The 26,203-nt window shown below is 39.8% G+C and carries 26 protein-coding genes; 24 read left to right on the forward strand and 2 right to left on the reverse strand.

The genetic code is table 11. From position 1 onward, the window contains the following. Window positions 1–20 precede the first annotated feature (20 nt). The 14 genes from UFO1_RS05605 to UFO1_RS05670 all read left to right on the forward strand — a co-directional run bounded on the left by UFO1_RS05605 (window position 21) and on the right by UFO1_RS05670 (window position 11,851). Entirely contained in the window at window positions 21–659 is a 639-nt protein-coding gene (locus tag UFO1_RS05605) for a propanediol/glycerol family dehydratase medium subunit (RefSeq protein WP_038668883.1), read from the forward strand. Between the two features lie 19 nt (window positions 660–678). Continuing rightward, window positions 679–1,200 carry a diol dehydratase small subunit gene (locus tag UFO1_RS05610; protein ID WP_038668886.1) on the forward strand — a complete coding sequence of 174 codons (522 nt, stop codon included), beginning with the start codon at window positions 679–681 and terminating at the stop codon, window positions 1,198–1,200. A 12-nt stretch (window positions 1,201–1,212) separates the two neighbouring features. Continuing rightward, window positions 1,213–3,036: a diol dehydratase reactivase subunit alpha gene (locus tag UFO1_RS05615; RefSeq protein WP_038668888.1), complete on the forward strand. Its 1,824-nt coding sequence runs from the start codon at window positions 1,213–1,215 to the stop codon at window positions 3,034–3,036. Window positions 3,037–3,041: 5 nt separating this feature from the next. Continuing rightward, entirely contained in the window at window positions 3,042–3,524 is a 483-nt protein-coding gene (locus UFO1_RS05620; protein WP_038668891.1) for a glycerol dehydratase reactivase beta/small subunit family protein, read from the forward strand. Continuing rightward, window positions 3,506–4,066: a BMC domain-containing protein gene (locus tag UFO1_RS26105; protein ID WP_038668894.1), complete on the forward strand. Its 561-nt coding sequence runs from the start codon at window positions 3,506–3,508 to the stop codon at window positions 4,064–4,066. The genes UFO1_RS05620 and UFO1_RS26105 overlap by 19 nt, the downstream gene beginning before the upstream one ends. A gap of 2 nt (window positions 4,067–4,068) precedes the next feature. Beyond that, the gene (gene eutM / locus UFO1_RS05630) at window positions 4,069–4,356 is read left to right on the forward strand and encodes an ethanolamine utilization microcompartment protein EutM (protein WP_038668895.1); all 288 of its coding nucleotides are present in this window, start codon (window positions 4,069–4,071) and stop codon (window positions 4,354–4,356) included. A gap of 32 nt (window positions 4,357–4,388) precedes the next feature. Beyond that, window positions 4,389–5,048, forward strand: a complete 660-nt coding sequence (gene pduL, locus UFO1_RS05635) for a phosphate propanoyltransferase (protein ID WP_051788840.1) — start codon at window positions 4,389–4,391, stop codon at window positions 5,046–5,048. Between the two features lies 1 nt (window position 5,049). Next, entirely contained in the window at window positions 5,050–5,841 is a 792-nt protein-coding gene (locus tag UFO1_RS05640) for a flavoprotein (protein WP_038668901.1), read from the forward strand. 32 nt (window positions 5,842–5,873) lie between these two features. Further along, a complete protein-coding gene (locus UFO1_RS05645) occupies window positions 5,874–6,158 on the forward strand; it encodes a EutN/CcmL family microcompartment protein (protein WP_038668904.1) in 285 nt (94 codons plus the stop codon). A 3-nt stretch (window positions 6,159–6,161) separates the two neighbouring features. After that, the gene (locus UFO1_RS05650) at window positions 6,162–7,145 is read left to right on the forward strand and encodes a cob(I)yrinic acid a,c-diamide adenosyltransferase (protein WP_038668908.1); all 984 of its coding nucleotides are present in this window, start codon (window positions 6,162–6,164) and stop codon (window positions 7,143–7,145) included. 30 nt (window positions 7,146–7,175) lie between these two features. Next, window positions 7,176–8,612 (forward strand): aldehyde dehydrogenase family protein, encoded by a 1,437-nt coding sequence (locus UFO1_RS05655; RefSeq protein ID WP_038668911.1) that lies wholly within the window; start codon window positions 7,176–7,178, stop codon window positions 8,610–8,612. A 34-nt stretch (window positions 8,613–8,646) separates the two neighbouring features. Then, entirely contained in the window at window positions 8,647–9,981 is a 1,335-nt protein-coding gene (locus UFO1_RS05660; RefSeq protein ID WP_038668914.1) for a 4Fe-4S dicluster domain-containing protein, read from the forward strand. 19 nt (window positions 9,982–10,000) lie between these two features. Continuing rightward, entirely contained in the window at window positions 10,001–10,552 is a 552-nt protein-coding gene (locus UFO1_RS05665) for a BMC domain-containing protein (RefSeq protein WP_038668918.1), read from the forward strand. Between the two features lie 216 nt (window positions 10,553–10,768). Further along, on the forward strand, window positions 10,769–11,851 hold the full coding sequence (locus UFO1_RS05670; protein ID WP_038668922.1) for a guanine permease: 1,083 nt from the start codon (window positions 10,769–10,771) through the stop codon (window positions 11,849–11,851). Window positions 11,852–12,068: 217 nt separating this feature from the next. Here UFO1_RS05670 and UFO1_RS05675 read toward each other — a convergent pair whose 3' ends face one another. Then, a complete protein-coding gene (locus UFO1_RS05675) occupies window positions 12,069–12,794 on the reverse strand; it encodes an MIP/aquaporin family protein (protein WP_038668925.1) in 726 nt (241 codons plus the stop codon). 389 nt (window positions 12,795–13,183) lie between these two features. Here UFO1_RS05675 and UFO1_RS05680 point away from each other — a divergent pair, with 389 nt between their 5' ends. From UFO1_RS05680 to UFO1_RS05720, 9 genes are all read left to right on the forward strand, one after another. Next, window positions 13,184–14,224: an aliphatic sulfonate ABC transporter substrate-binding protein gene (locus UFO1_RS05680; RefSeq protein WP_038668928.1), complete on the forward strand. Its 1,041-nt coding sequence runs from the start codon at window positions 13,184–13,186 to the stop codon at window positions 14,222–14,224. Between the two features lie 10 nt (window positions 14,225–14,234). Further along, complete coding sequence (locus UFO1_RS05685; RefSeq protein WP_038668931.1) at window positions 14,235–15,074, forward strand: ABC transporter ATP-binding protein; 840 nt, start codon at window positions 14,235–14,237, stop codon at window positions 15,072–15,074. Window positions 15,075–15,096: 22 nt separating this feature from the next. Continuing rightward, window positions 15,097–15,780: an ABC transporter permease gene (locus UFO1_RS05690; protein WP_236639333.1), complete on the forward strand. Its 684-nt coding sequence runs from the start codon at window positions 15,097–15,099 to the stop codon at window positions 15,778–15,780. Between the two features lie 40 nt (window positions 15,781–15,820). Continuing rightward, window positions 15,821–17,509: an adenylyl-sulfate reductase subunit alpha gene (locus tag UFO1_RS05695; protein ID WP_038668934.1), complete on the forward strand. Its 1,689-nt coding sequence runs from the start codon at window positions 15,821–15,823 to the stop codon at window positions 17,507–17,509. Continuing rightward, a complete protein-coding gene (locus UFO1_RS05700; protein ID WP_038668937.1) occupies window positions 17,493–17,807 on the forward strand; it encodes a ferredoxin family protein in 315 nt (104 codons plus the stop codon). Before UFO1_RS05695 ends, UFO1_RS05700 begins: the two co-directional genes overlap by 17 nt. 27 nt (window positions 17,808–17,834) lie before the next feature. Then, entirely contained in the window at window positions 17,835–18,635 is an 801-nt protein-coding gene (gene cysD / locus UFO1_RS05705; protein ID WP_038668940.1) for a sulfate adenylyltransferase subunit CysD, read from the forward strand. Window positions 18,636–18,671: 36 nt separating this feature from the next. Next, entirely contained in the window at window positions 18,672–20,396 is a 1,725-nt protein-coding gene (locus UFO1_RS05710) for a sulfate adenylyltransferase subunit 1 (RefSeq protein ID WP_038668943.1), read from the forward strand. A 344-nt stretch (window positions 20,397–20,740) separates the two neighbouring features. After that, window positions 20,741–21,382, forward strand: a complete 642-nt coding sequence (locus UFO1_RS05715) for an ABC transporter ATP-binding protein (protein ID WP_038674944.1) — start codon at window positions 20,741–20,743, stop codon at window positions 21,380–21,382. Window positions 21,383–21,513: 131 nt separating this feature from the next. Continuing rightward, a complete protein-coding gene (locus UFO1_RS05720) occupies window positions 21,514–22,284 on the forward strand; it encodes an alpha/beta hydrolase (protein ID WP_038668946.1) in 771 nt (256 codons plus the stop codon). 61 nt (window positions 22,285–22,345) lie between these two features. Here the strand turns inward: UFO1_RS05720 and UFO1_RS05725 are convergent, their stop codons facing one another. Beyond that, the gene (locus UFO1_RS05725; RefSeq protein ID WP_038674945.1) at window positions 22,346–24,049 is read right to left on the reverse strand and encodes a methyl-accepting chemotaxis protein; all 1,704 of its coding nucleotides are present in this window, start codon (window positions 24,047–24,049) and stop codon (window positions 22,346–22,348) included. A 344-nt stretch (window positions 24,050–24,393) separates the two neighbouring features. Between UFO1_RS05725 and UFO1_RS05730 the strand changes: the two genes are divergently transcribed. Next, window positions 24,394–26,166 (forward strand): outer membrane protein assembly factor, encoded by a 1,773-nt coding sequence (locus tag UFO1_RS05730; RefSeq protein ID WP_038668948.1) that lies wholly within the window; start codon window positions 24,394–24,396, stop codon window positions 26,164–26,166. The last annotated feature ends 37 nt before the right edge of the window (window positions 26,167–26,203 follow it).

The raw sequence follows: 26,203 nt of genomic DNA on the forward strand, positions 1-26,203 counted from the left end.
AGAAAGAGAGGTGTAATGTAATGGAAATTAACGAACAAATGATTCGTGAAATCGTAATGCAAGTGGTACAAGGAATGGAACAAACCAAACCTGCTACTGCAGTAGTGACAGGACGTCCCATGACTTTGGTTGAAAAAGGGGAAGCACGCCCTGGGACAAGAGCAGACGAAGTGATTATTGCTGTCACTCCAGCTTTCGGTAAATTCCAAAATAAAACCATTGTAAACGTTCCTCATAGTGATGTATTGCGAGAAATGATCGCAGGCATTGAGGAAGAAGGTTTGAGTGCTAGAGTGGTTAGAATATTGCGCACTTCCGATGTAGGATTTGCTGCCCATGATGCGACTAAATTGAGTGGATCTGGCATTTCTATCGGCATACAGTCTAGAGGCACTACTGTAATTCATCAAAAGGATTTACCACCACTAAGTAACTTAGAACTTTTCCCTCAATCTCCTTTATTAGATTTACCTGCTTTCCGCGCTATTGGCCGCAATGCTGCGAAATATGCGAAAGGTGAATCACCAACACCAGTACCAACAAGAAATGACCAAATGGCACGGCCTAAATTCCAGGCAAAAGCCGCTGTGCTTCATATCAAAGAAACAGAACATGTAGTTCCTGGAGCAAAACCAGTTGAACTTACTGTACAATTTTAAATAAGCGGAGGTGATCGAAATGTCTCAAGAAAAAATGATAGAAGATATGGTTCGTGAAGTGTTAAAGTCAATGACTCAAGGGCAAGCGCCTCAAAAATCTCATTCTGCCCCAAGTGCTAAAGCGCAAGGACTAAATGCAGATAAAGATTATCCATTGGCAACAAAACGACCAGAATTATTAAAAAGCCCTACAGGGAAAAAACTTTCAGACATTACTTTGGCTAACGTGTTAAATGGTAGTGTTACACCGAGTGATGTACGTATTGCTCCTGAAACACTTAGAATGCAGGCCGAAATTGCTGATGGTGTTGGTAGAACCCAGTTCGCAAATAATTTGCGTCGGGCAGCTGAGCTAACTGCAATTCCTGATAAACGGATTCTTGAAATATATAATGCCCTTCGTCCTTATCGTTCAACTAGAGAAGAATTATTAGCCATTGCCGAAGAGATGGAAACAAAATACAATGCAAAAATAAATGCCGCTTTCGTGAGAGAGGCTGCAGGAGTATACGAACGCAGAAATCGTCTCAGAGCGGAGTAGGGTGGAATTTTCATGGCTATAGTTGCAGGTGTGGATATTGGCAATTCTACAACAGAGGTTTGTCTGGCTGCTATAGATTCAACAAAGGTCACTCAATTTTTAGCAAGCAGTATTGTCAAAACAACAGGAATAAAGGGTACATTGGCCAATGTACCCGGAATTATCATTGCGCTAGAAGAGGCTTTGAGAAAATCGAAGATGCAGTTAACTGAACTATCTGAAATCCGATTAAATGAAGCAACTCCAGTTATTGGTGATTTGGCAATGGAGACAATAACGGAAACCATTATTACCGAATCGACTATGATTGGACATAATCCTTCTACACCAGGCGGCGTAGGTTTAGGAGTAGGGCAAACGGTTTTATTTAGTCAATTAAGCAGTCTTGTAGCTGGAGACAAAGTGATTTGTATTATTCCACAAGGCATTGATTTTGAAGATGCAGCCAGTGGTCTTAATCTTGCATTATCAAGAGGCATAGACATTCAGGGAGCTGTTGTCCGCCAAGATGATGCGGTGCTGATTGCTAATCGGTTGCAAAAAGCAATGCCGGTAGTGGATGAAGTCACGATGATTGAGAAGGTTCCCATTGGAATGCTGGCAGCAGTAGAAGTGGCTGAGGCAGGGCAAACCATTAGAACGTTGTCAAACCCTTATGGAATTGCAACTGTATTTAATTTATCAGCCGATGATACGAAAATGGTCGTGCCGATTGCTCGCGCCTTGATTGGTAACCGTTCCGCAGTCGTGGTACGTACACCACAAGGTGATGTGAAAGCAAGAACTATTCCAGCTGGATTTATTACTGTCTTTGGACAAAAAGGCAAAGCGGATATTGATGTGGAATCAGGAGCCAATAAAATCATGGAAACGGTGGAAAGGGTGCAACCCGTCCTTGATGTACAGGGAGAAGCCGGAACTCATGTAAATGGGATGTTAGAGAGAGTTCGTCAGGTAATGAGTGAACTGACAGAGCAACCTTTGGCAGATATGAAGATACAGGATATCCTAGCCGTTGATACTTTTGTCCCACAAAAAGTACAAGGTGGATTAGCTGGAGAGTTTGCACTAGAGAATGCTGTAGCTTTGGCGGCCATGGTAAAAACAAGTCGTCTTCCTATGCAGCAAATCGCGAATAAGCTTACCCAGGAATTAGGGGTCAAGGTTGTCATTGCAGGTGTAGAGGCAAACATGGCTATCAGGGGGGCATTGACCACTCCTGGCACGGATAAGCCATTAGCTATCCTAGATATGGGTGGCGGCTCTACGGATGCAGCTATTATTACTAGAGATGAACGGGTTATGTCCATTCATTTAGCTGGAGCTGGTGACATGGTTACCATGCTCATCAATTCAGAGCTAGGGTTAAATGACTTTGATTTATCGGAAGATATTAAAAAGTATCCATTAGCAAAAGTCGAGAGCTTATATCATATACGGTTAGAAGATGGAACGGTACGCTTTTATGAACAGCATCTTAAACCGGAGGTTTTCTCTCGTGTGGTAATTCTAAAAGATGGTGACATGGTTCCTATTCCTAGTTCTCATCCCTTAGATAAGATTCGCCATGTAAGAAGAGAGGCAAAAAAGAGGGTGTTTGTAACCAATGCACTTAGATCTCTTGCTCGCGTGGCACCTACAGGCAATATTCGTCATATTGAATTTGTTGTTTTGGTAGGCGGATCGGCTATGGATTTTGAAGTAGGGGATATGGTAACCGATGCATTGGCTGAATATAGCATTGTTTGTGGACGAGGAAATATTCGGGGTTCTGAAGGTCCACGTAATGCTGTAGCCACTGGGTTGGTATTGTCCTATCTTGACAGAGAGGCGTGAGCGGGATGCTGCAAGATAGAATTAAACCTTGTGTGCTAATCTATATATTTCCCCACTCAGATGGTGATAAAAAGATTCGGGAGGTACAGGCTGGTATGGAGGAAGAAGGAATACCTTGCTCCATTATGTCTAGTAACGAATCAGATGAAATCACTCTAGCGTATCAGGCCGCTTCTGCTTCGAAACTTGGAGTCGGAATCGGAATTGGATCAGAAAATTTGTGCATTCACTATGCTAAATTGCCTGCAAACCAGCCTTTATTTGCTTTAAATGCTGCAGGAACTCCTGCACAATGGAGGCATTTCGGTTACAATGCGGCACGTTTGGTTAAGGGAATTCCTTTTAAAAATCAACCTTCCGAAGATGTAGGTTCTCAAATTATAGATTCGAAGGCCCTATATCAGATTGTTTATAAAATCGTCAATAAAGTTCTTTTAGAAGGTGCCGAAGACCATGGGGAGGTGAAAGCATGGTCAAAGACGCGGTAGGTCTCATAGAAATTGTCGGATTGGCTGCCGCTTTAGAAGCGGCTGATGCAGCTGTTAAAGCAGCTAATGTTGAGCTAATTGGCTATGAACTGACAAAAGGCGGGGGACTCGTAGTCGTTAAATTAAGTGGTAATGTTGGAGCAGTTAAGGCTGCAATTGAAGCTGGTAAGATGGCTGGCAGTAAGGTGAATAAGGTATGGGCTACTCACATTATACCTAGACCCCATGGAGAGTTATCTTGCATGCTGCTCACAAAAGAAACGGTAGGCTTAGCTAAGAAACAGCCAGTGGCTGAAGTGGTAGAACCTGCAAAAGTTGAACTAGGCGAAACTTTACTTGTAAGCAATGAAGAAAATCAGTTAGTAAAGGTTGAGCTAGAAGAACATGAGTCGGAAATTAAAGAATTGTCACCTGTTTTAGAGAAACAGAAAAAAGTTTCCGATTATTGCAATCTTTGTGGTGATCCTGCTTGCCCTAGAGTAAAGGGAGATCCTAAGATCACTTGTATCCATTATGAGAGAAATAATAAGGAGGCGGAATAGTTATGCGTGGAGAAGCGTTAGGAATGGTCGAAACAAAGGGTTTAGTAGGCGCTATTGAAGCTGCTGATGCAATGGTTAAAGCGGCTAATGTAATATTAGTAGGTTATGAAAAAATTGGGTCTGGTTTAGTAACCGTTTTGGTTCGTGGTGATGTAGGAGCAGTAAAGGCTGCTACTGATACAGGTGCAGCAGCAGCACAAAGAGTTGGCGAATTGGTGTCTGTTCATGTAATTCCACGTCCTCATACAGATATCGAAAAGATTCTTCCTAAGGTTGATGAATCTTTATAATTTGTAATAAGAATTTAGGCAAATGAGGTGAGATGATGGAAAAGACAGTAATGGATGAAGTTGTGAAACAGGTAATGCAGGTTTTGTCAAAAGCTACCTTGCTAGAGGAAAAGAAAGGCATTCCTGTAGGCGTATCCAATCGCCACATCCACCTCTCTGCCGAGCATATTGAAATATTGTTTGGTTCTGGCCATACGTTGACGCGGCAAAAAGATTTGAAACAAGTTGGAGAATTTGCTGCTGCGGAAACAGTTACTATGGTTGGGCCTAAAGGCGTAATTCGTGGTGTTCGGGTATTAGGACCAGTGCGCAAGAATACGCAGGTTGAAATTTCCCGCACAGATGGATTTAGCCTTGGGGTAGTGCCGCCTCTGCGTGATTCAGGCGATATAGCAGAATCAGCTGGTATTACGATTGTTGGTTCTCATGGCGCAGTGACCTTGACGGAAGGGTTGATATGCGCAACCAGACACATTCACATGCATACGGATGATGCTCGGCATTTTGGTGTTTCAGATGGAGAACGGGTCAAGGTTGAAATTGGCGGTTCAAGGGGAGCTTCCTTCAAAAACGTGTTAGTACGTGTACATCCAGATTTTCGTCTGGAATTTCATATTGACACGGATGAAGCGAATGCTGTCAATCTGAAAAGTGGTGATGAAGTGACTCTATCGCGATGCGAGGAGGTATAGCGTGGATAATGAAAAGCTGGTGCAACTTGTTACATTAGAAGTTATGCGCCAATTAAAACAAAAACCTGCGGCTATACAAGAAAATGTTGCTCTGGCTGAGCATAAAGCTTTGGCCATTTTTACTGGTGGAACAATTGGCTTTGAGCAGGGTTTGGTAGAGATAAAAAAAATACAAAATCTTAATTTTTCGGTAACAGTAGTCTTATCTGCAGCGGCTGAACAAATTATAGGAATTGATCGTATTAAGGCAGAATTGGGCAGTCACACAACTATTGTTACTGCCCATTCCCCTTATCCTGGCGATGTATTACGGGAGGCTGAACTTGTGCTTGTTCCAGTGCTTACCCAGAATACGGCAGCTAAGCTGGCTCATACTTTGTCAGATACGATGATTTCAACCCTGATTTTGCAAGGTTTGATGATGGGAAAACCAGTAGTAGCAGCGTCGAATGCGGCCGACCCAATGGATAGTTGGCGATTACAGGCTAATATGGGAAAGGCATCACCTGGACTGCTAAAAGCTTTACGTGCAAATTTGCAAAAGCTGGAAGGCTATGGCATACAGCTTGTTCAAGTGACTGCTCTAGCAGAGGAAAGTCAAAAATTATTGGACCGCAAGAGTAAAACGAGTGTAGCTAGTTTGGCAAACAAAAAAAGTGTGCTGGATGCGGTTGCAATAAAAAATGCTTCAGCGAATGGTGCTAAAAGTATTGCAGTTTCTCGTGGAACCATTATTACTCCATTGGCGAAAGACGTTGCCAGGGAATATGGTGTTGAGATTATATTGGAATAGTGAACAAGTAGCAGTAGGAATGGAGAATGCCTATGTGGGTGGGAAGAGTGATAGGTACATTGGTGGCTACACCTAAAGATGAAAGTCTCACTGGCAGCAAGTTGCTGTTTGTGCAACCTATGAAATTTTATGAAGATCAAAGGCGAAATCCCGTTGTAGCTGTAGATACCATTGGTGCTGGCACAGGTGAGACTGTCCTGGTTGTTGAGGGCAGTTCAGCCAGGCATTTACTTGGTAGACCCAACGCAGCAGTAGATTCTGCTATCATTGGAATTATTGATAGTATCGAGTTAAATAAAGAGTTACTCGAGGAGTAATGTATGATGAAAGTATATACAAAAACAGGGGATGAAGGACAAACCAGCCTGTTGAGTAAACAGCGGGTTTTCAAAGATCACGCACGAGTTGATGCCTATGGTACGGTGGATGAGGCAAATGCCGCCATGGGATTGGGGAAGTCCTTAATTACTAATTTACCTTGGGCCGTTGAAATAATTCAGCATATACAAGTGGAACTGATATCCTTAAATGCAGATTTGGCAACAGAAAATTTGGCGGTTGCCGATTATCGTATTACCCAAGATCATGTTACGAGACTGGAGTCAATCATTGACTCCCTAGAACAAAAACGGATTCCACAACATTATTTTGTAACACCGGGAACTTGCTCGGCAAGTGCAGCACTAGACCTTGCTCGTACAATGGTGCGGCGTGCAGAACGTTGTGTTGTTCGGCTCAAAAGAACAGAGAAAGTTACACCGCCAGTATCCTTATACTTGAATCGTCTTTCTGATGTGTTGTTTGTGTTAGCTCGCTGTGTTGAACAAGAGGAACTAATCGCAGAAGTTAAGAATAAGGTGCTACTTGCCTTAAAAGGTAAACAGACCAATTGTACTGGTGAAGATCGAGGAAACGTATTAAATAAAGCAAAAAAGATGATAGCTCTAGCAGAACAAAAAGCAATGGACATAGGAGTTCCTATGGTAATTGCTGTAGTTGATGTGGGAGGAAATCTAGTAGCGCAGCATCGCATGGATGGTGCATTGTTAGCTAGTGTTTCCTTGGCCCTAGATAAGGCTTATACTGCAGTTGCGTTAAAAATGCCCACTCACGAAGTTGCTCCCTTAGTAACCCCAGGGAATCCATTATTTGGGCTTCATACGGCTAATGGTGGCAGATTTATTGCCTTTGGCGGTGGTTTCCCCATTATAGTCAATGGGAATATAGTTGGTGGCTTGGGAGTAAGTGGTGGCGCGGTTGATGAAGATATGATAGTTGCTAAAGCTGGTCTAGCTATAGCTTAACTGTGGCTGGAACTAGGAGGAGGGGAAGATATGAGTTTAGATCAAGCATTAATTGAAAAAATAACATCAGAAATTTTGGCAAAAATGCAAGTGGGAAAAGTTCAATCTTGTCAAGAGGATGGAATTTTTGAGACTGTTGATGAAGCCGTAGCAGCAGCTCGAATTGCATATGAACAGTTAAGGAAGTTATCACTAGAAAAAAGAGAAAAACTAATCCAAGCAATTCGGGATGCATCTTATGAAAATGCAGAAATACTGGCTAAAATGGCAGTGGAGGAATCTGGAATGGGGAGAGTTGCGGATAAAATCATTAAGAATCAAATGGCGGCTCTGAAAACCCCAGGAACTGAAGATCTGACTACGACTGCTTGGAGTGGTGACCAAGGTTTAACCTTAGTTGAAATGGGACCTTATGGAGTGATTGGTGCCATTACGCCTACTACAAATCCTACAGAAACGGTAATTTGTAATGGAATTGGTATGATTGCTGCTGGTAATTCTGTATTTTTTAGCCCGCATCCTACGGCAAAAAATACTTCAATTTGGATTATAAAATTATTAAATAAAGCCATTGTAAAAGCTGGCGGTCCTAATAATTTATTGACATCAGTAGCTGAACCTTCTATTACAGCAGCCAATGCTATGATGAAGCACCCAGGAATTAATATGTTAGTCGCAACAGGTGGACCTGGCGTTGTTAAGGCCGTTTTGTCATCTGGTAAGAAAGCAATTGGTGCAGGGGCTGGAAATCCTCCTGTTATTGTTGATGAAACTGCCGATATTGAAAAAGCTGCTAGAGATATTATTGCAGGTTGCTCCTTTGATAATAATTTACCTTGTATTGCAGAAAAAGAAGTCATTGCGATAGGATCTATCGCTGATGAGTTGATCAACTATATGCAAAAATATGGTGCCTATTTAATTTCTGGTTCTGCAATTGAACGACTTCTAGAAGTTGTCATGACAGTAAAAGAAGAGAAAATAGCAGAAGGTTGTACAGAAAAATCCAAAAAATCATATGGTATCAACAAAGACTATGTTGGTAAAGATGCAAAATATATATTAAGTAAAATTGGAATTGATGTGCCAGACAGCATTCGTGTTGTTTTATGTGAAACCCCAGCAGATCATCCATTTGTAATTGAAGAGTTAATGATGCCCATACTACCTGTTGTGCAAGTCAAAGATATTGACGCTGCAATTGAATTGGCTGTTAAAGTAGAGCATGGTAATCGCCATACAGCAGCGATGCATTCTAAAAATGTGGATAATCTTACTCGGTTTGCTAAAGCGGTAGAAACAACAATCTTTATTAAGAATGCTCCTTCTTATGCCGGAATTGGTGTAGGCGGAGAAGGCTTTATTACATTTACCATTGCTGGTCCTACAGGTGAAGGTTTGACTTCCCCTCGTAGTTTTACCCGCCAAAGACGCTGCGTTCTTGTTGATGCGTTTTCCATCATCTAGGTTCACGAATCGAATAGCAAGGAGTTGGTAGAAAATGCGCGACGAGATTGTTACTGCGGTAAAAGCATCAGGAGTGGTGGGAGCCGGGGGAGCCGGTTTCCCCACTCATATCAAGATAAATGCAAGTGTTGATACCGTAATTGCCAACGGCGCAGAATGTGAGCCGTTACTTAGGGCTCATCAGCACATTATGGCAGCGGAAAGTATGAAATTGGTATTAGGTTTGAAAACGGTAATGCTAGCTACCGGTGCTAGAAAAGGCTATATTGGCTTAAAGCGTAAGTATGAAGAAGCCACGAATAATCTTCGAGCTGCTATAAAACAAATGGGTGAAGAAGAAATTGAACTGTTTTTTTTACCTGATATTTATCCAGCAGGGGATGAGCAAGTACTGGTACATGAAGTAACAGGAAAAATTGTCCCAGAAGGTGGTATTCCATTACATGTAGGAGTCGTAGTTGCTAATGTGGAGACATTAGTTAATGTTGCAAATGCGCTAGAAGGCAAAGGTGTAACAGATAAGTATGTAACGGTTGGTGGCGCTGTAGGTCATCCTGCAACGGTAAAAGTACCTATTGGTATGAAAGTGCAGGACTTGATTGCTTTAGCAGGCGGATCCCTTGTACATCCCTATGCCATCATTGATGGCGGGCCTATGATGGGGAAATTAATTGAACTAGATGCGCCTGTTACGAAAACTACAGGAGGCATCCTTGTTTTGCCGATAGATCACTCTTTAATATTGCAAAAAAACACACCATGGCAGATGATCGCGAATCGGGCAAAATCAGTATGTTGTAATTGCCTAGCGTGTACAGAAGCCTGTCCTCGCCATTTATTAGGGCATAGTTTGGAGCCTCATCGCATTATGCAGGCCATTGGCAGAGGGCAAATTGGCGAATCAGAAATCTTTTCGAGGGCATTTTTATGCTCCGAATGTGGGGCATGTGACACTTATGGTTGTACTATGGGACTATCACCCCGTAGAGTGAATGGAGAATTAAAAAAGCAACTTGCTAAAGCTGGAATAAAGAATCCTCATCACAATAAACCGCAAGAGGTTCATGGGAGTCGTGAATACCGCTTAATTCCTACAAAAAGATTGACTGCTCGTCTGGGGATTTCTCAGTATGATGTGAAAGCACCACTCAGTGAAAAAGAGATTCATGTACAGGAAGTTAGATTACCTCTTTCTCAGCATATTGGAGCACCGGCAGAGGCAATTGTAAAAGTAGGAGATAAGGTTGTAAAAGGGGAACTAATCGCAAAGATTCCTGAAGGGGCAGCTGTAGGAGCCAATCTACATGCTAGTATTTCAGGAGAAGTATTTATTGTAGACAAAAGCATCATCGGCATCCGGAAGGCTTAGGACAACAGGGGGTAAAAGAATGAAACGTGCTATAGGCTTATTAGAGTTAAAAAACATTACAAAGGGTATTTTAGCGGCGGATGCTATGTTAAAGGCTGCTAATGTTGAGATACTCATGGCCCAAGCCATGTGTCCAGGTAAGTATGTTGTAATGGTTGCCGGAGATGTAGGGGCGGTACAAAGTGCTGTTCGGAGTGGGACAGCGGTCAGTGGCTGCGAGAATGTAGTAGATGAATTTATTTTGCCAAACTTACATGATAGTGTTTTTCCAGCATTAACAGGATGTACAGATGTGAAAGAAATACAAGCCTTGGGAATCATTGAAAGTTATTCTGTTGCTTCGGCAATTGTAGCTGCTGATATAGCAGCAAAATCTGCAGATATAAAACTAATCGAAGTTCGACTGGCTAGGGGTATGGGTGGTAAAGCAATGGTCACATTAACTGGTGATGTAGGGGCAGTAACTGCTGCCATACGTGCAGGAGGTAATGCCATTAAAGATACTGGGTTCCTAGTGGATCAACTTGTTTTGCCAGCGCCTCACAATGCATTACACAAAGTTTTATTTTGACATTAATTTTGGCTTATATTTCTTAGTTTACACGATTAGCAAAGTTTCGAGAGTGTTTCAAAGCATTTTGAAACGCAAAGGTCACAAAGAAACACAAATAACGCAAAGATAAGTTTATGTAGTTCCTTTGTGTTTTTTGTGTTTCTTTTTTATTGTAATAAGGTTTAGTTTGGTAAAAAATATGCAATTATTTATTTGTAATAGTGGAGGAGAGAAATGACAACGCAGGATTTTTTAGTAGCATTTGGTGTAATCATTAATGCCTTGCCTGGTGGGTTATATGCATTAACTTTTGGCTTTGCCTCTGTACCAACAGCGGCTGGTTTTATTATTGGCGCAGTTGGCTGTGGTGTTCTGGGAATTGTTTCTCCCATATCCTTTCAAGCAGAGACGCTTACCTTAGCTGGAACAATGGGGCGAACGATCCAGGAAAGATGTTCAATGATTTTTCTGGAAGGGGCAATTCTTCTTGTTGTAGGACTGCTTGGCATATTTCAAGTACTTGTTAATTTTATCGGTCCTGTCATTACAAATGGAATGATGGCAGGCGTAGGTGTAATATTGGCGAAGGTTGCAGTAGAAATGACAACTAGAAATCCTATCGTTGGCGGAACTTCTATTTTCACTGCATTATTGACGTATTACATTACACCAAACCCTGCCGATAAGTTAGTCTATACAATTGTTAGCTGCGTCATCTTATCCTCTATAGCAGCATTTTTCTTTAATAAACAAGGGGATATCCAAATCGATGAGTCTCGTGAGAAGTTTATTTTACAAAAGTTTGTATTTAATAAGACAGTGATTCGCGGTGCTCTTGGCATTAGCGCTCTAAATGTAGGCGCAAACATTGCATTTGGCAATATAACAGCCCAAACATTAGCGAAATCCGAGGTCAATTTAGATCACTTAACGATTATTAGCAGCCTTGCAGATATGGTATCTTCCTTATTTGGTGGAGCGCCTGTTCAGGCCATTATATCAGCAACAGGGACAGCACCACATCCAATTGCTTCAGGTGTGCTTATGATGAGTATCATGGCGATTATTCTGATCACAAAAATGTTGCCCAAGGTAGCCAAGTTTGTACCAAACGAGTCAATTTCTGGTTTTCTCTTAGTATTAGGTGCTATTGTCACTGTACCAATTAATGCAGGCTTAGCCTTACAAAGTGGCTTAGGGAGTAATGATTTGATCATAGGTGGTGTTACCATGACGGTGACTGCCATCACAGATCCCTTTGTAGGTATGGTATCAGGATTAGTAGTTAAATTTCTAATAGGGTTTTTTGGAGGTTAAGGAATATTAGGAAGCCATTCGTCTTTTTACCACAGAGGCGCAGAGAACACAGAGAAAATGGATAGGATTTTAAACAGTTCTCTCAGTGCACTCTGCGCCTCTGTGGTTACATTTCTATCTTTGTTCTTATGCTAAAGCTAAAACATCTAGTATAATGAAAAGGGAGCAGCTAATTGCTAGCGGCTCCCTTTTTATGCATCGAATCAGTTGTATTGTACTAGAGAATACCAACACCTTTTGATAAAGCAAACGCGACGAATCCACCAATCATAGGGCCAACTACAGGCACCCAGGAATAGGACCAATCGGAATCGCCTTTGCCGGCAATGGGGCATATGGCGTGTGCAATACGAGGTCCGAGATCACGGGCAGGATTTAAGGCATAGCCTGTTGTACCACCAAGGCAAGCACCTAATCCAAAGATTAAGACTGCAACCATGTAAGGACCATAACCAGGACTCATTGCTCCCACATTTTTAGAAAACATAGCGAAAACGGGAAATATGAGCATGACGGTAGCAATGATTTCACAAAGTAGGTTCTGAGAATAATTGCGAATTGCAGGTCCAGTGCAAAAAACTGCTAACTTAATGCCCTTATCTTCTGTAATCTCCCAGTGTCCACGAAAGAATAACCAAGTAATACAACCACCAAGAGTACCACCAGCTATTTGCAGAATCATAAGAGTAACTGCTTCTGACACCGCATAACCACCGTTTAACATTTTTGCAAATGTTACTGCTGGATTAAGATCACCTTGCCCACCTAAGGAAACGGAGACAAAAACACCCATTAGCACTGCTACCGCCCAGCCAGCAATAATATTTAGCCAACCGGCACCTTCTGCCTTGGAACCTTTTAATAATGAGTTCGCGACTACACCATTACCAAAAATGATAAGTGTCGTAGTACCTAGAAATTCGCCCAAAAACGGGGTTGCCATTAATAAAACCTCCTTATTGCATTCTTATTAATTTGAATTTACTACCTCCTGCTATATTTGCGAATCTTTAAGAATTACCTTCAGTATAAATTGTCTGGCTACATGACATTATTGCTTTCATAAGAACTGAACTTTTGGCGCTAATACTGCTGATTACTAAAACTGTGATTAACATAGGATTTTATTGCCTCTAAAGTGGGAATTAAAGAACTTGTAATTGAATCGGTGTTCAGATTATTTTTATTGACACATGAAAAATCGGATGATATACTAAGAAAAATTAAATACATAGCTGATTGGAAAACCAAAGGCTAAGGATGTCCCCTGTTTAGGGCGGACGTTCTTAGTCTTTTTTATTTGCTATAAAATAAAAAATGAGGAGGATGAATATGAAATTTGTAAAATTTGCCTTGGTGGTAACAGCCCTTATCGCATTAGCAGGGGGGATTAGTGGTTGTTCATCAAGCACCACGATGGAAAATAAAAATATAAAAGTTAGAATTGCTCATTTTCCTAATATTACTCATTCCCAGGCCCTTGTAGGCAGAGCCAATGGTCAATTTCAAAAAGCCCTAGGAGAAGCAAATCAAATTGAATGGAAAACCTTCAATGCGGGACCCGCAGAAATTGAAGCTTTATTTGCTGGAGAAGTGGATATTGGTTATATCGGTCCTGGTCCTGCCATTAATGGATATACGAAATCAAAGGGGGATCTGCAAATCATTGCAGGGGCAACGGATGCAGGAGCCATCCTAGTAACGAGAAAAGATTTAGTCTTAAAAAATGTAGGGGAACTAAGCGGCAAACGAATTGCTGTTCCACAGTTTGGTAATACCCAAGACTTATCTTTAAGGCACATTCTACAAGAAAATGGATTAACAGATACAACGAAAGGTGGCACCGTAGAAGTAAGGCAAGCAGACAATCCTGACATTAAGACATTGCTTGATAAGGGAGAAATTGATGCTGCCCTTGTTCCGGAACCATGGGGAGCCCGATTAATCAGTGAAGTCAAAGCCAATGTATTATTAGATCATAAACAAGTGTGGAGAGATGGTAATTACACAACGGCAGTTGTTGTTGCTAGAACAAAATTTATTCAAGATCACCCAGATGTAATTGAAAAATTCCTTAGAACTCATGTGGAATTGACAGATTATATTAACAAAAATCCTGAGCCAGCCAAAGAAACGGTGAACGCTCAAATTAAAGAATTTACAGGTAAACCTTTAGCCAAGGAAATTTTAGATGATGCTTTTAAAAGATTAACTGTTACCAATGATCCGGAAAAAGACTCCGTAATTGACTTCGTCAAACTATCCGTCGATGCAGGCTTTATAAAAACAGCACCGGATCTTAAGAATCTATTTAACTTTACAATATTGAATAAGGTTCTAAAGGAAAAAGGGTTAAAGGAAATCGAGAATTGAGGTGTTATAGATGAGTGTAGTAGTAGAAAATGTCAGTAAAAGCTTTATTACCAAAACAGATAATATAAAAACTCTCGATAACATCAATGTTACCTTTCATAAGGGTGAATTTGTTTGTATTTTAGGACCCTCAGGGTGTGGAAAGTCAACTCTCTTAAATATCATTGCTGGCTTAGAAGAAGCCACAACAGGAAGAGTGATTTCTAATGGTACAGAGGTAAAGGGGGCTGGTCCTGATCGGGTTGTTATGTTTCAGGAAGCAGCCCTGTTTCCTTGGCTTAAAGTCATTGATAATGTGGAATTTGGCATGAAAATTGCTGGCATTCCCAAAGAAGAACGCAGAGAAAAAGCGGCAAAATACTTGAAGATGGTACATCTTACTCGCTTTCAAAATTGCTTCATACATGAATTGTCAGGCGGGATGCGGCAGAGGGTTGCATTGGCTAGAGCGTTAACCTTAGATTCAGAGGTACTCTTAATGGATGAACCCTTCGCTGCTTTAGATAGTCAGACGAAGAGTATTTTACAAGTTGAATTGCAGCAAATTTGGTTAGAAACCAAAAAGAATATTATCTTTGTTACTCATAATGTGGAAGAAGCAGTTCTACTGGCAGATCGGGTCATTGTCATGGCAGCCAATCCTGGTGTAATAAAAAAAGAATTCAATATACAGCTTGCTAGACCAAGGCAACCAGAAAATGTGGATTTGGCTTATCTGGCAGCAGACATCATGAAAGAACTAAAAGAGGAGGTGGAGAAGGTTGCCAAAGCTGAATTTGACACTGATTGGACTAGCAAAAAAGGTACTATTTTACCTGCTTCTGATAATAATCTGGGAACTGGCATATAGGATTGGCGTAGATTGGCTACGATTGTGGAAGGCATATATTTTTCCATCTCCTATCGCTGTTTTTACCACCCTTTGGGGGTTGGTAGCAGATGGCACCCTTGCCATTGCCGTTTTGGCAAGTGCCAAAAGAATATTGCTTGGGTATTTTATATCTATCATTATAGGCATATTGGTTGGTCTTGCCATTGTACGATTTAAGTATCTTGATGAAAACGTAAGTCCATTAATATTAGGATTACAAACTTTGCCAAGCATTTGTTGGTTACCTTTCTCGATTCTTTGGTATGGATTAAATGAGAGTGCTATTATCTTTGTTATCGCAGTAGGTTCAACCTTTGCTGTTTCCATTGCCATAGAATCGGGTATGAAAAATATAAATCCTATCTTTGTGAGAGCGGCAAAAACAATGGGTGCTAAAGGATTTAAACTGTACTGGAATGTGATCATTCCTGCAAGCCTGCCTAGTATTATTTCAGGCTTAAAACAAGGATGGTCTTTTGCGTGGAGAGCCTTAATGGCGGGGGAAATGATATCTGCAACCAAGGGGCTGGGGCAGGTGCTTATGGTGGGCAGAGATTTAGCGGATATTAGCCAAGTGATGGCGATTATGATCGTCATTGTTGTGCTTGGGGTTGCAGTAGATAAATTAATATTTGGTCGAATTGAGATCAATATTAGGCAAAAATGGGGCTTAGATAAAGCGTAATGACACCAATTTGTGGGGACTGAGAAAGTAGGTGTAGTTGATGGAGTTAACCATAAAGAATCTTGATACAGATGTTTTGATAGTTGGCGGCGGAACGGCAGGCTGTTTTGCGGCGATAACCATTGTTGAAAATTCAGAGGCTAAGGTAATAATTGCAGAAAAGGCGAATCTTAAACGGAGCGGTTGTCTTGCTGCAGGGGTTAATGCCCTAAATGCCTATATTGTAAAAGGTCAAACACCTGAAACCTATCTTAATTATGTAAGAAATGATGCAGAAGGTGTGATAAGAGAAGATCTTGTATATACCATTTCTCAAAGACTAAATGCAGTCACAGAAAAAATGGAGACATTAGGTCTTGTCATACTGAAGGATGAGACAGGGGAGTATGTTTCTAGAGGCAACAGAAATATAAAAATTAATGGGGAAAATATTAAGCCTATACTCGCTGAAGGAGTAAGGAAAAGCCAAAATGTAACTGTTTTAAATCGAGTGAACATCATTGACTATATTGTGCAAGAGGGAAAAGTAATCGGTGCCTATGGTTTTTCACTAGATAAGAATATATTATACGTTATTGGCGCAAAAGCGGTAATCTGTACTACGGGAGGGGCTGCGGGGCTATATAAACCCAATAACCCTGGATTTTCGAAACATAAGATGTGGTACTCTCCCTTTAATACAGGAGCCGGTTATGCCATGGGAATTAGGGCTGGAGCTGAGATGACGACCTTTGAAATGCGATTTATTGCCCTTCGCTGTAAAGATACCATTGCTCCTACTGGAACAATCGCACAAGGAATTGGAGCGCAGCAAATTAATGGCATCGGGGAAGAATACGAAAAAAATTATGGAGCCGGGAAAACTTCACTTCGGATGTATTCTACCGTAATGGAAAATAAAGCAGGCAGAGGACCTTGTTACTTAAAAACCGTAGGTATTTCACCGGAGCAAGAAGGGGATCTTTATAAGGCTTACCTCAATATGGCTCCTGCTCAAACCTTACGCTGGCTTGAAAATGGTAATGGTCCTGCTGCTGAAAATGTGGAAATAGAAGGTACGGAACCTTACATTGTGGGTGGGCATACAGGAAGCGGGTATTGGGTAGATACCAAACGAGAGACGACACTGAAAGGACTGTATGCAGCTGGTGATGTGGCTGGAGGAAGTCCACAAAAATATGTAACAGGTTGTTTTGCCGAAGGAGAAATTGCCGCATTTTCAGCCCTAGCTTATCTAGAGGGTGTAACAAAAGTGGTACCTGAAATACAAGAGAGTAAGAAAAAGCTGGCAGAGGTAAATCAATTTCTAACTGGTAAAGTAAGCATTTATACCGTAGAAGAAGTAGAAGAAGCCATGCAGAAAGTAATGGATGAATATGCTGGTGGAATTTCGTCTGGTTATACCTATAATTCTCGTAAACTGCAAGAAGCCAAGAAAAGAATTATAGAAATACTAGATATCAGCCAAAAGTTAGTAGCTGAAGACTTGCATCAACTGATGCTGATCTATGAAGTCATTGATAGACTGTATGTATGCCAAACTCTCATTGCCCATTTAGAAGCAAGGCAAGAAACCCGCTGGCATTCTTTTCAGGAAAATGCAGATTATCCAAATCGAGACGATGAAAACTGGTTGAAATTTGTTAATTCACGGTTTGAAGCAGGAAAAATCAAAATAGTAATGCGAGACTTGATTAAAAAGGATGACATCTATGAGCATAAAGATTGATATTCAAAAGTGTACTGGCTGCGGAAAATGCCGTGAGGTCTGTCCTGGCAGTTTACTATATAAAGATATAGCTGGTAAGACACAAATCAGATATCCCAAAGAATGTTGGGGTTGTACCTCTTGTGTAAAAGAATGCAGTTTTAATGCTATTCAATACTATCTCGGTGCAGATATGGGTGGTAAAGGTAGTTTTCTTTATACAAAACAGGAAGGGCAGTTATTGCATTGGATTGTTGTTTTACCTGATGGTACTGAAAAAATTCTTACCACAGATAAGAGTCAAGCAAATGCATATTAGAACAAACGATTTGAGGAGGATGAGATTATGGATCATTTAGATAGATTAGAAGCGCAAAGTATTTTTATTTTGAGAGAAGCGTATAAGAAATTTGGCAAATTGGGGATGTTGTGGTCAATCGGCAAAGATTCAACAGTTATGCTATGGCTCGCGAAAAAGGCGTTTTTTGGTCATTGTCCTTTTCCCTTCATCCATGTAGATACGACGCATAAGATTCCAGAAATGATTACATTTCGCGATCGCATGGCGAAAGAATATAATATAGAACTGATTGTTCATACAAATGAGGAAGCGCTACAGGCAGGCATGGGACCAGACAAAGGCAGATTGGTTTGCTGCAAAGCCTTAAAAACGGATGGTTTGCAACAGGTAGTTACCAAGTATGAATTTGAGGGATTAATTTTAGGGATTCGCAGGGACGAAGAGGGATCCCGTTCTAAGGAACGAGTTTTTAGTGAAAGAAATAAAGATTCGGAATGGGATTATACCAATCAAGCGCCGGAGTTATGGGATCAGTTCAAAACAGATTTTCCTAAGGGCAATCACATTAGAGTACACCCAATTCTCCATTGGAATGAAATGGATATTTGGGCCTATATTGAACGGGAAAAAATTGAGCTTGTCGATCTTTATTTTGCGAAAAATGGTAAACGTTACAGAAGTTTAGGATGTGCTCCTTGCACAGGGCAGATTGATTCAAACGCCGTTACTGTTGCCGAAATTATTGAAGAATTGAAAAATACTAAGGTCGGCGAGAGAGCGGGAAGAGCGCAAGACCAAGAAGATTCCTATGCTATGCAAAAACTTCGTAAAGATGGATATATGTAGCACTGTGGACGTTATTAGATATAGGGAGGTTAACAAATGGATATTACGAGAGAAGTATTAAATATTGTTGTTGTAGGACACGTAGATCATGGAAAGTCCACGGTGATAGGTCGGCTGCTATATGATACAAAATCTCTACCCGAGGGGGCGATTGATAGAGTAAAGAGGATCGCTAAAGAAAAAGGTAAGCCTTTTGAATACGCTTATCTTCTCGATGCCTTCGAGGAGGAGCAAAAACAAGGGATTACCATTGATACGACCCAACTGCAATTTCGCACGGACAAGAGGGATTATGTCATCATTGATGCACCAGGTCATAAGGAATTTTTGAAAAACATGATTTCTGGTGCTGCTAGTGCAGAGGCCGCATTATTGATTATTGATGCTAATGAAGGGATTCAGGAACAGTCCAAAAGACATGGTTATATATTGTCTTTATTAGGTATACAAAAGGCCTATGTATTAGTTAATAAAATGGACTTAATAGAGTACTCCGAAGAGAAGTTTAATAACATAAAACAGGAAATGAATGAGTTTTTGAACAGTCTTCATGTGTATCCTTTAAAATATATACCTGTTTCTGCTTTTCATGGAGAAAATATAACAACCCCCTCAGATAAAATGCCATGGTACAAAGGAGAACCTGTTCTCAGTGCCATTGATTTATTTGAAAAAGATAAAGGGTTAGAGGGGAAACCTTTACGATTCCCGATACAAGATGTATATAAGTTTGATAATAGACGGATTATTGCAGGCAGAATCGAGGCTGGTACTTTAAAAACAGGTGATGAAATTTTAATATCGCCGAGTAATAAGGTGACCAAGGTAAAAAGCATAGAGTATTGGGTAGATAAAGATAAAAAAGAGAGCATTTCTGCAGGGATGTCTGTAGGCATAACAGTGGAAGATGAATTTTTTAATCAACGAGGCGAATTTATTTCCCATACCTACGATACACCATTAACTGCTGATACCTTTAAGGTGAGCTTGTTTTGGATGGGGAAAAACGATCTAGTAAAGAAAAAAGAATATAAGCTCAAACTAGCCACACAAGAAGTAGAATGTGAAGTTTTTGCGATTAATAAGGTAATTGATGCCACTACATTAGAAAATATCGAAAATTCGAATCAAGCAAAGACCAACGATGTGGCAGAAGTAACCATCAAGACGAAACGGAAAATCTGTTTTGATGAGTTTAGAAATAACCAGAATACAGGAAGATTTGTTATTGTAGACGGCTATGATGTTTGTGGTGGTGGAATTGTTACTGGTCTCGTACATGAAAGACAGCTTTCCAGTAAGTTTGCCAAAAAAGACAATGAAATAGTAATAAGTTGTTTTGATGAATATTATTATATTCTTTCTGAGGGCGGGTTAAAGAAGTTAGAGGCAATTCCTCATACCTTTACCATTGGTGATGTCATACCATCCACCGGTGCTACCTACCAATACCCAGAAGATTTTAATCTGGTAGATGTGAAAACGAATCTTATCGGGAAAGTAAGAAAATCTAAGTTGCAAGATATTAGCTTATTAAGCGACATTGCCTATGATAAAGTACCATTTATCGATTCCCAAGGAGCCTACATTCGGGTGCAATCAGGAGAAGACTTTGTAGCTTTCAAGGCAGAGCTTGAAAAGTTGCAATCAGCGAATACTGCTCTGGCTGATTTTGCTAACAAATGGTTCACCTTTATGCACTTTAGACAAGTAAGATATTTGCAAGCGGCGAAATCTTTGGAAATTGAGTATCAAATATAGGCTTTTGCCAGTTATCTAAAACATATATGTTCTAGCTAGTCCGCGCAGGTTCCATTTTATTAATGTTCAGTTGTAACAAAGAAAATTGACTTACACCAACCTTAAGCAGCAGCTTAAGTTAACTTCGTAAAAAAGCAAATTTTAGCTGATCAGAGACCTGAAGGCTAAGGTATATCCAAGATATGCCTTAGCCTTCTAATTTTCGCTAAAAAAGTAGTCACGTCTTGTTAGCACTTTCATATAATAATAGGGTGTATTAAAAACTTTTTAATATGCTGTTGTATTTTTCAATTTGATTTACTGATTGAGATTATGATGGCTTATATAAAGAAGGGGGCCCGAGAGTGCTCAAACTAACCAATCTCCACGCTTCTTATGGCAAGATTCATGTAGTAAAGGGAATAAGCTTAGAAGTAAACAAGGGGGAATTTGTTACGCTTATAGGTAGCAAAGGTGTGGGAAAGACAACAACACGTAAGACAATTATGGGTCTATTAAGGCCTGACTGTGGGAGCATACAATTTTTATCGCAAGAAATCGCTGGCGTAAGGCCAGACAAAATAGTAAATCAAGGAATCGCCTTCGTCTCAAAGGAAAAGAAAATTTTCCCCTTTATGAGTGTCGTAGAAAATTTGCATGTGGGAGCCTACTCTAGTAAAGAGAAAGAAGAAATAAATTGGGGCTTTGAAAGAGTTTATAAATTTTTCCCCCAATTATTTGATTGCAGACGCCAATTGGCAAGGAGTCTTTCGGAAGATCAAAAACAAATGCTAGCAATTGGGCGAGTAGTAATGACTCAACCTAAAATGCTGATACTTGATGACCCTTCTATTACTTTTACACCAACGATTGTGGAACCAGTTTTTAAATTTCTTTCTGAAATACACAAACAGGGGATGACCATTTTATTATTTGAAGAAAATGAACAAATGGCTCTAAAAATCGCTGACCGAGTATATGTCATGAAGGCTGGCAGGATTGTATAGCATGGTGCAATGTTAAAGATTATCAAATTTTATGGAATCATAGTATATACTTGATATAAAGTTCTGACTTATAATGAAAAATAGCGAATAGGGAAATTTAATAAATTAACTTGTACGGGGGACTTTTATCTATGGAACAACAGCTTATAATTCATACAGATTATCATCAACTAAGTAGTGTGCTGCATATACCCCCATGTAATGAAACTGATAAAAAACCTGCTTTCATCCTATGCCATGGGTTTATTGGTAGTAAAGTTGGCCAGCATCGGATTTTTGTTAAAATGGCGCGTAAGCTATGTCGTGCTGGTTATATAGTTTTACGATTCGATTTTAGTGGTTGTGGCGAAAGTTCAGGCGAATATAGAGATGTTACTATCACTGGCCAGATTAAGGAAGCTAAAAAGGCAATTGATCTAGTGGCAAAGCATCCGAATGTTGATTGTGAACAAATTACCTTGGTGGGCCATAGTTTAGGTGGTGCGATTGCCGCATGTGTAGCGGCACAGGATAAAAGAATTCACCGACTCATATTACTATCTCCTGTGGCAAAGCCATTTGATGATATTGTACAGATTGTAGGAAATGATCGTTATCAAAAATGCTTACAAGAAGGTATTGTCAATTACGAAGGTTTTGAAGTAGGGCGAGATTTATTTCTTTCCTTACCCGATGCCCAGCCGTTAGCTGAAATTCATAAATTTCAAGGACGGGTATTACTTATCCATGGTAGTGAGGATGAGGATACGCCATTAGATAATGCTTATCAATATCAGCATATATTTGACAAGAGATCAGAAGGTCAGTGTGAATTACAGGTTATAAAAGGAGCGGATCACACTTACAATTCTCCCTTATGGGAGTTAGAATTACAAAAGATCATTATGCAATGGATATCTTAAGTTTGTTTTTAGGAAGGGCCTTGAAGATTTAATCATCAAGGCCCTTTTGCTATTCTTTTGCTTACAGTTTAAATTTACTGACAAGAGAGTGTAAATTTTGAGACATTGCAAAAAGAGTTTCAGCGGAACTTGATATTTCCTCTATGGATGCGGATTGTTCTTCAGCAGAAGCTGAGATAGTTTGCGTATTGGTGGCAGTTTGAATCGCTACTTGTTTAATATTATCCACCGAAGCAATGATTTTTCCTCCGGAAGTGGAAATTCCTTCAGTAGCCTGATTGATATTTTGTATCTGATGTTCTAATTCTGCTACTACCGCTACAATGTTTTTGAAACTTGTACCTGTCTGGCTAATGATATCAATACCTTTAGACGCTTCTTTTGTACCAGTATTCATAGTATTGATAACCGTTTTGGTTTCTTCTTGAATCTCCTGGATAATTTCCGTAATTTTATCCGCAGCAACATGAGATTGTTCGGCAAGTTTACGAACTTCCGATGCGACAACAGCAAAGCCGCGACCTTGTTCACCAGCTCTTGCTGCTTCAATAGCGGCATTAAGTGCTAACAGATTGGTTTGTCCTGCAATCTCACTGATGACATCAATAATTTCACTAATTTGGCGTGAACTACTGCCTAATTTATCGACAACTTTTGATGAAAGGCTAACTGACTTATTGATTGCTTCCATCTGTAGAATGGCTTGTTTAGCAACGACTTCTCCCGCGCTGGCTACCCGAGAGGCATGTTGTGACCTAGTTGAGACTTCATTCGAGGTAGCAGCGATTATATGAACAGCATCTACCATGTTCGTTATAGTTGCAGCAGTGTGCTCTATTTCCAGAGCTTGCCTAGCAGTACCCGTTGATACTTCGTTTACCGCATCTACAACGTGCAAAGAAAGCTCTGTAGAATGAGCAGTGGTTGTACTTAGCTGTTCGCTAGCAAACGCTACTTGCTCGGAAGCTTCCGTTACTTGCGTAATAATTTGTCGTAAGTGTTCAACCATTAGATTGACTGCTTGGGACATATCACCAATCTCATTATGGGGAAAGTGGGTTAAGGCTTTTTGTTGTAAATCTCCTGCTGCGATGCTTTGTGCCATAGTTGCGATGGTTTTTAGGGGGTGAGATATTTGGCGAGCCAACCAAAAACCACTGGAAGCGGCGATTAGAAAAATTGCGATATTGAGATACAGGGAAATCTTTTTCATGCGTTCAATGGTAAGAGCAACGACTTGAATTTGTGTCGCAACTTGCTTTTTCATAGATTCAACAAAGTTTTCTGATTGTGCTCTTGCCGCATCAATTTCTACTGTAGATGATTCTAGGAATTTGATCGTTTCAGAAATGCCGGACATATTACTAATACCCATACCAATTTCTAAGGTTTTATCAAAATCAGCTGTTACAGATCGTAATTTGTATAATTCCTCAGAGAGTTCAGGATCTAAATTATTTTGCAATTTTTCGAAAAGATTTTGCATCCTTTTACGGGAATACTCATAATTGCTTTTATAGGTAGTGTTCTGACTTGCGATATAAGATCTTGCTTCTGCGTTTTGTATCCAAACTTCGGTGTGAATACTTTTTACATCTTCAATAGCTGGCATTGTATCATATAATAGGGTGTTATATTGCTCTTGCATGGAGCTGATTGTAATGTATGTATAAATATTAAGGCAGGTAAAAGCTATAACGATGAGTATTGAAGTTAGAAAGATTCTTGTCCCAATGTTAATTCGTAACGCAAAATTTGTCTGCATTTCCATATCGCCCCTTATTTTAATCTATAATGTGTAATAATTCTAAGTATTTTGAAAATTACCTCTAATATTTAGATAAAAAGGATAAAAATGTTATTAAAACATTTTATAAAGATGTGGGGAATATATGTAAAACCATCCTTGGGTTAAAAAACAAGCTATTTTCAAAGTTAAATAGGATATTCGAGGGATTTTAGAACGAATATCCTATTTTTTATTGGGATAAAAAATAAGAAAAATTAAATTAATTGTCAATATGTTGTAACCAAACCGTAACAAGCTCTTTTTATAATGAATATGAAAAATAAGGTACTTTTTCTAAAAGTTGTATGAGGAGATCATAAATGAAAAATAGAAAATACATTAGATATTTAGTAGTAGCAGGGGTCTTCATGATAAAGAATCTATTTGGCACTGATGCGCTGGCTAGCGCTGCAGACTTTACAGGGAAAAAAATTGTTGATGTTAGTATCAGTGACAAGAATGCTTTAGTAACAAGTAATATAAGTAATGTGGTTAAGCTAAAATCAGGTGATACGTTCAACGCAGATTTAATCCAGCAAGATATAAAAGCAATTTATGGATTAGGTAGCTTTTATGATGTACAAGCTGATTTCATTGAAGTACCAGAAGGCATTAAGGTGATTTATTCAGTTATTGAAAAAATGGAGATAAAAGATATTGTTTTCAAAGGCAATACTAAGGTTTCCACTGAAAAACTGGAAAGCTTATCTGCTGCAATGAAGGGGATTCTTATCGATAATAAAAAAATAAGTGATGAGGCACAGATTATAGAGAAATATTATCATGATCAAGGATATATAGTAGCAAAGGTAAATGATATTAGAATGGATCAAGAGGGAGTACTCACTGTTTTCATCAATGAGGGTATGACAGAAGACATCGTCATAAAGGGTAATGAAAAGACAAAAAATCATGTTATTACTCGTGAACTAAAATTAAAAATAGGAGAGCCTTTTAATTCGAAAGATGCGAAACGGAGTATAGAGCGATTAAATAATTTGGGTTTTTTTGAAGATGTAAATATGAAATTGAACCCTGGTAGGGAACCTAATGCCGTTGTTGCTGAAGTAGATGTTAAAGAGCAAAAAACAGGAACATTTACTATTGGCGGAGGCTATAGCAAAAGTGATGGATTGACGTCAATTATTGGATTGGGTGATACTAACTTTAAGGGAACTGGAAATAATCTTAATGTAAGCTTTCAGCATGGTTATTCCAGTATTGCAGGTACAGGATGGAATGTAAACTTTACCAATCCATATATCGATAAGAAAGAAACCTCATTAAGCGTTAGCTTATTTAACTCAGTCAGTGAGGTGAGTGATTATGGTTATAATGGTGATAACACGACACTCCGCTCTACGTATTATCGTAGATCCCGAGGCTTTAACATTACCTTGGGACGCCCCGAAGGTGAATATGTAAAAAATTACGTTACCCTTACTAAGCGAACAGATTTGTACGTAGAGCATGATTCTGGACCAGTGGACTATTCAGCTACGGTGGGGGATTCAGACTACAACTCCGCTTATAATGCAAAGTATCTAGCAAAGAATTTTGGTGAGGTGCACAGCGTGACCTTGGCAAGGGTGTATGATACTCGGGACAATATTTTTAATCCTACAGAAGGAAAACGTGTGTCACTAACAACTGAAATTGCCGGTCAAGGACTTGGCGGTCAATTTGATTTCAATAAGTACATTATTGATGGACGTAAATACTTTAAAGTTGGTAGTAAGCAAGTCCTAGCATTTCATGTATCGGTTGGCGCAGTTGATGGGGACGTTCCTGATGCCAGCAAATTTAGTGTGGGCGGAATTGATACACTGCGCGGTTATGAGGACAATGAATTTAAAGGAAATAAAATGTTTACCGCTACAGTTGAATATCGTTATCCCATTGCCAATAAAGTGGAAGGCGTTCTTTTCACTGATGCTGGTAATGCGTGGGATGGTACGTATAAATTAAATGATTTAAAATACAGCGTTGGTATGGGCCTGCGGGTTAGTACGCCTATTGGGCCAATACGTCTTGATTATGGATATGGTAAAGAAGGTGGACGAACCCACTTTAGCTTTGGGACTCAATTCTAAAAATTTTTATTGGCATTGTACAAAAAGCATCACTCTG

Origin of the sequence: Pelosinus sp. UFO1, from assembly GCF_000725345.1 — a bacterium.
In the GTDB taxonomy this organism is placed as follows: Bacteria; Bacillota; Negativicutes; order DSM-13327; family DSM-13327; genus Pelosinus.

What these genes read in the sequence shown, in the direction of transcription:
- UFO1_RS05605 (WP_038668883.1), top strand. Translation starts at nt 21, where the DNA reads ATGGAAATTAACGAACAAATGATTCGTGAAATCGTAATGCAAGTGGTA.
- UFO1_RS05610 (WP_038668886.1), top strand. Translation starts at nt 679, where the DNA reads ATGTCTCAAGAAAAAATGATAGAAGATATGGTTCGTGAAGTGTTAAAG.
- UFO1_RS05615 (WP_038668888.1), top strand. Translation starts at nt 1,213, where the DNA reads ATGGCTATAGTTGCAGGTGTGGATATTGGCAATTCTACAACAGAGGTT.
- UFO1_RS05620 (WP_038668891.1), top strand. Translation starts at nt 3,042, where the DNA reads ATGCTGCAAGATAGAATTAAACCTTGTGTGCTAATCTATATATTTCCC.
- UFO1_RS26105 (WP_038668894.1), top strand. Translation starts at nt 3,506, where the DNA reads ATGGTCAAAGACGCGGTAGGTCTCATAGAAATTGTCGGATTGGCTGCC.
- eutM (WP_038668895.1), top strand. Translation starts at nt 4,069, where the DNA reads ATGCGTGGAGAAGCGTTAGGAATGGTCGAAACAAAGGGTTTAGTAGGC.
- pduL (WP_051788840.1), top strand. Translation starts at nt 4,389, where the DNA reads ATGATGGAAAAGACAGTAATGGATGAAGTTGTGAAACAGGTAATGCAG.
- UFO1_RS05645 (WP_038668904.1), top strand. Translation starts at nt 5,874, where the DNA reads ATGTGGGTGGGAAGAGTGATAGGTACATTGGTGGCTACACCTAAAGAT.
- UFO1_RS05650 (WP_038668908.1), top strand. Translation starts at nt 6,162, where the DNA reads ATGATGAAAGTATATACAAAAACAGGGGATGAAGGACAAACCAGCCTG.
- UFO1_RS05655 (WP_038668911.1), top strand. Translation starts at nt 7,176, where the DNA reads ATGAGTTTAGATCAAGCATTAATTGAAAAAATAACATCAGAAATTTTG.
- UFO1_RS05660 (WP_038668914.1), top strand. Translation starts at nt 8,647, where the DNA reads ATGCGCGACGAGATTGTTACTGCGGTAAAAGCATCAGGAGTGGTGGGA.
- UFO1_RS05665 (WP_038668918.1), top strand. Translation starts at nt 10,001, where the DNA reads ATGAAACGTGCTATAGGCTTATTAGAGTTAAAAAACATTACAAAGGGT.
- UFO1_RS05670 (WP_038668922.1), top strand. Translation starts at nt 10,769, where the DNA reads ATGACAACGCAGGATTTTTTAGTAGCATTTGGTGTAATCATTAATGCC.
- UFO1_RS05675 (WP_038668925.1), bottom strand. Translation starts at nt 12,794, where the DNA reads ATGGCAACCCCGTTTTTGGGCGAATTTCTAGGTACTACGACACTTATC.
- UFO1_RS05680 (WP_038668928.1), top strand. Translation starts at nt 13,184, where the DNA reads ATGAAATTTGTAAAATTTGCCTTGGTGGTAACAGCCCTTATCGCATTA.
- UFO1_RS05685 (WP_038668931.1), top strand. Translation starts at nt 14,235, where the DNA reads ATGAGTGTAGTAGTAGAAAATGTCAGTAAAAGCTTTATTACCAAAACA.
- UFO1_RS05695 (WP_038668934.1), top strand. Translation starts at nt 15,821, where the DNA reads ATGGAGTTAACCATAAAGAATCTTGATACAGATGTTTTGATAGTTGGC.
- UFO1_RS05700 (WP_038668937.1), top strand. Translation starts at nt 17,493, where the DNA reads ATGAGCATAAAGATTGATATTCAAAAGTGTACTGGCTGCGGAAAATGC.
- cysD (WP_038668940.1), top strand. Translation starts at nt 17,835, where the DNA reads ATGGATCATTTAGATAGATTAGAAGCGCAAAGTATTTTTATTTTGAGA.
- UFO1_RS05710 (WP_038668943.1), top strand. Translation starts at nt 18,672, where the DNA reads ATGGATATTACGAGAGAAGTATTAAATATTGTTGTTGTAGGACACGTA.
- UFO1_RS05720 (WP_038668946.1), top strand. Translation starts at nt 21,514, where the DNA reads ATGGAACAACAGCTTATAATTCATACAGATTATCATCAACTAAGTAGT.
- UFO1_RS05725 (WP_038674945.1), bottom strand. Translation starts at nt 24,049, where the DNA reads ATGCAGACAAATTTTGCGTTACGAATTAACATTGGGACAAGAATCTTT.
- UFO1_RS05730 (WP_038668948.1), top strand. Translation starts at nt 24,394, where the DNA reads ATGAAAAATAGAAAATACATTAGATATTTAGTAGTAGCAGGGGTCTTC.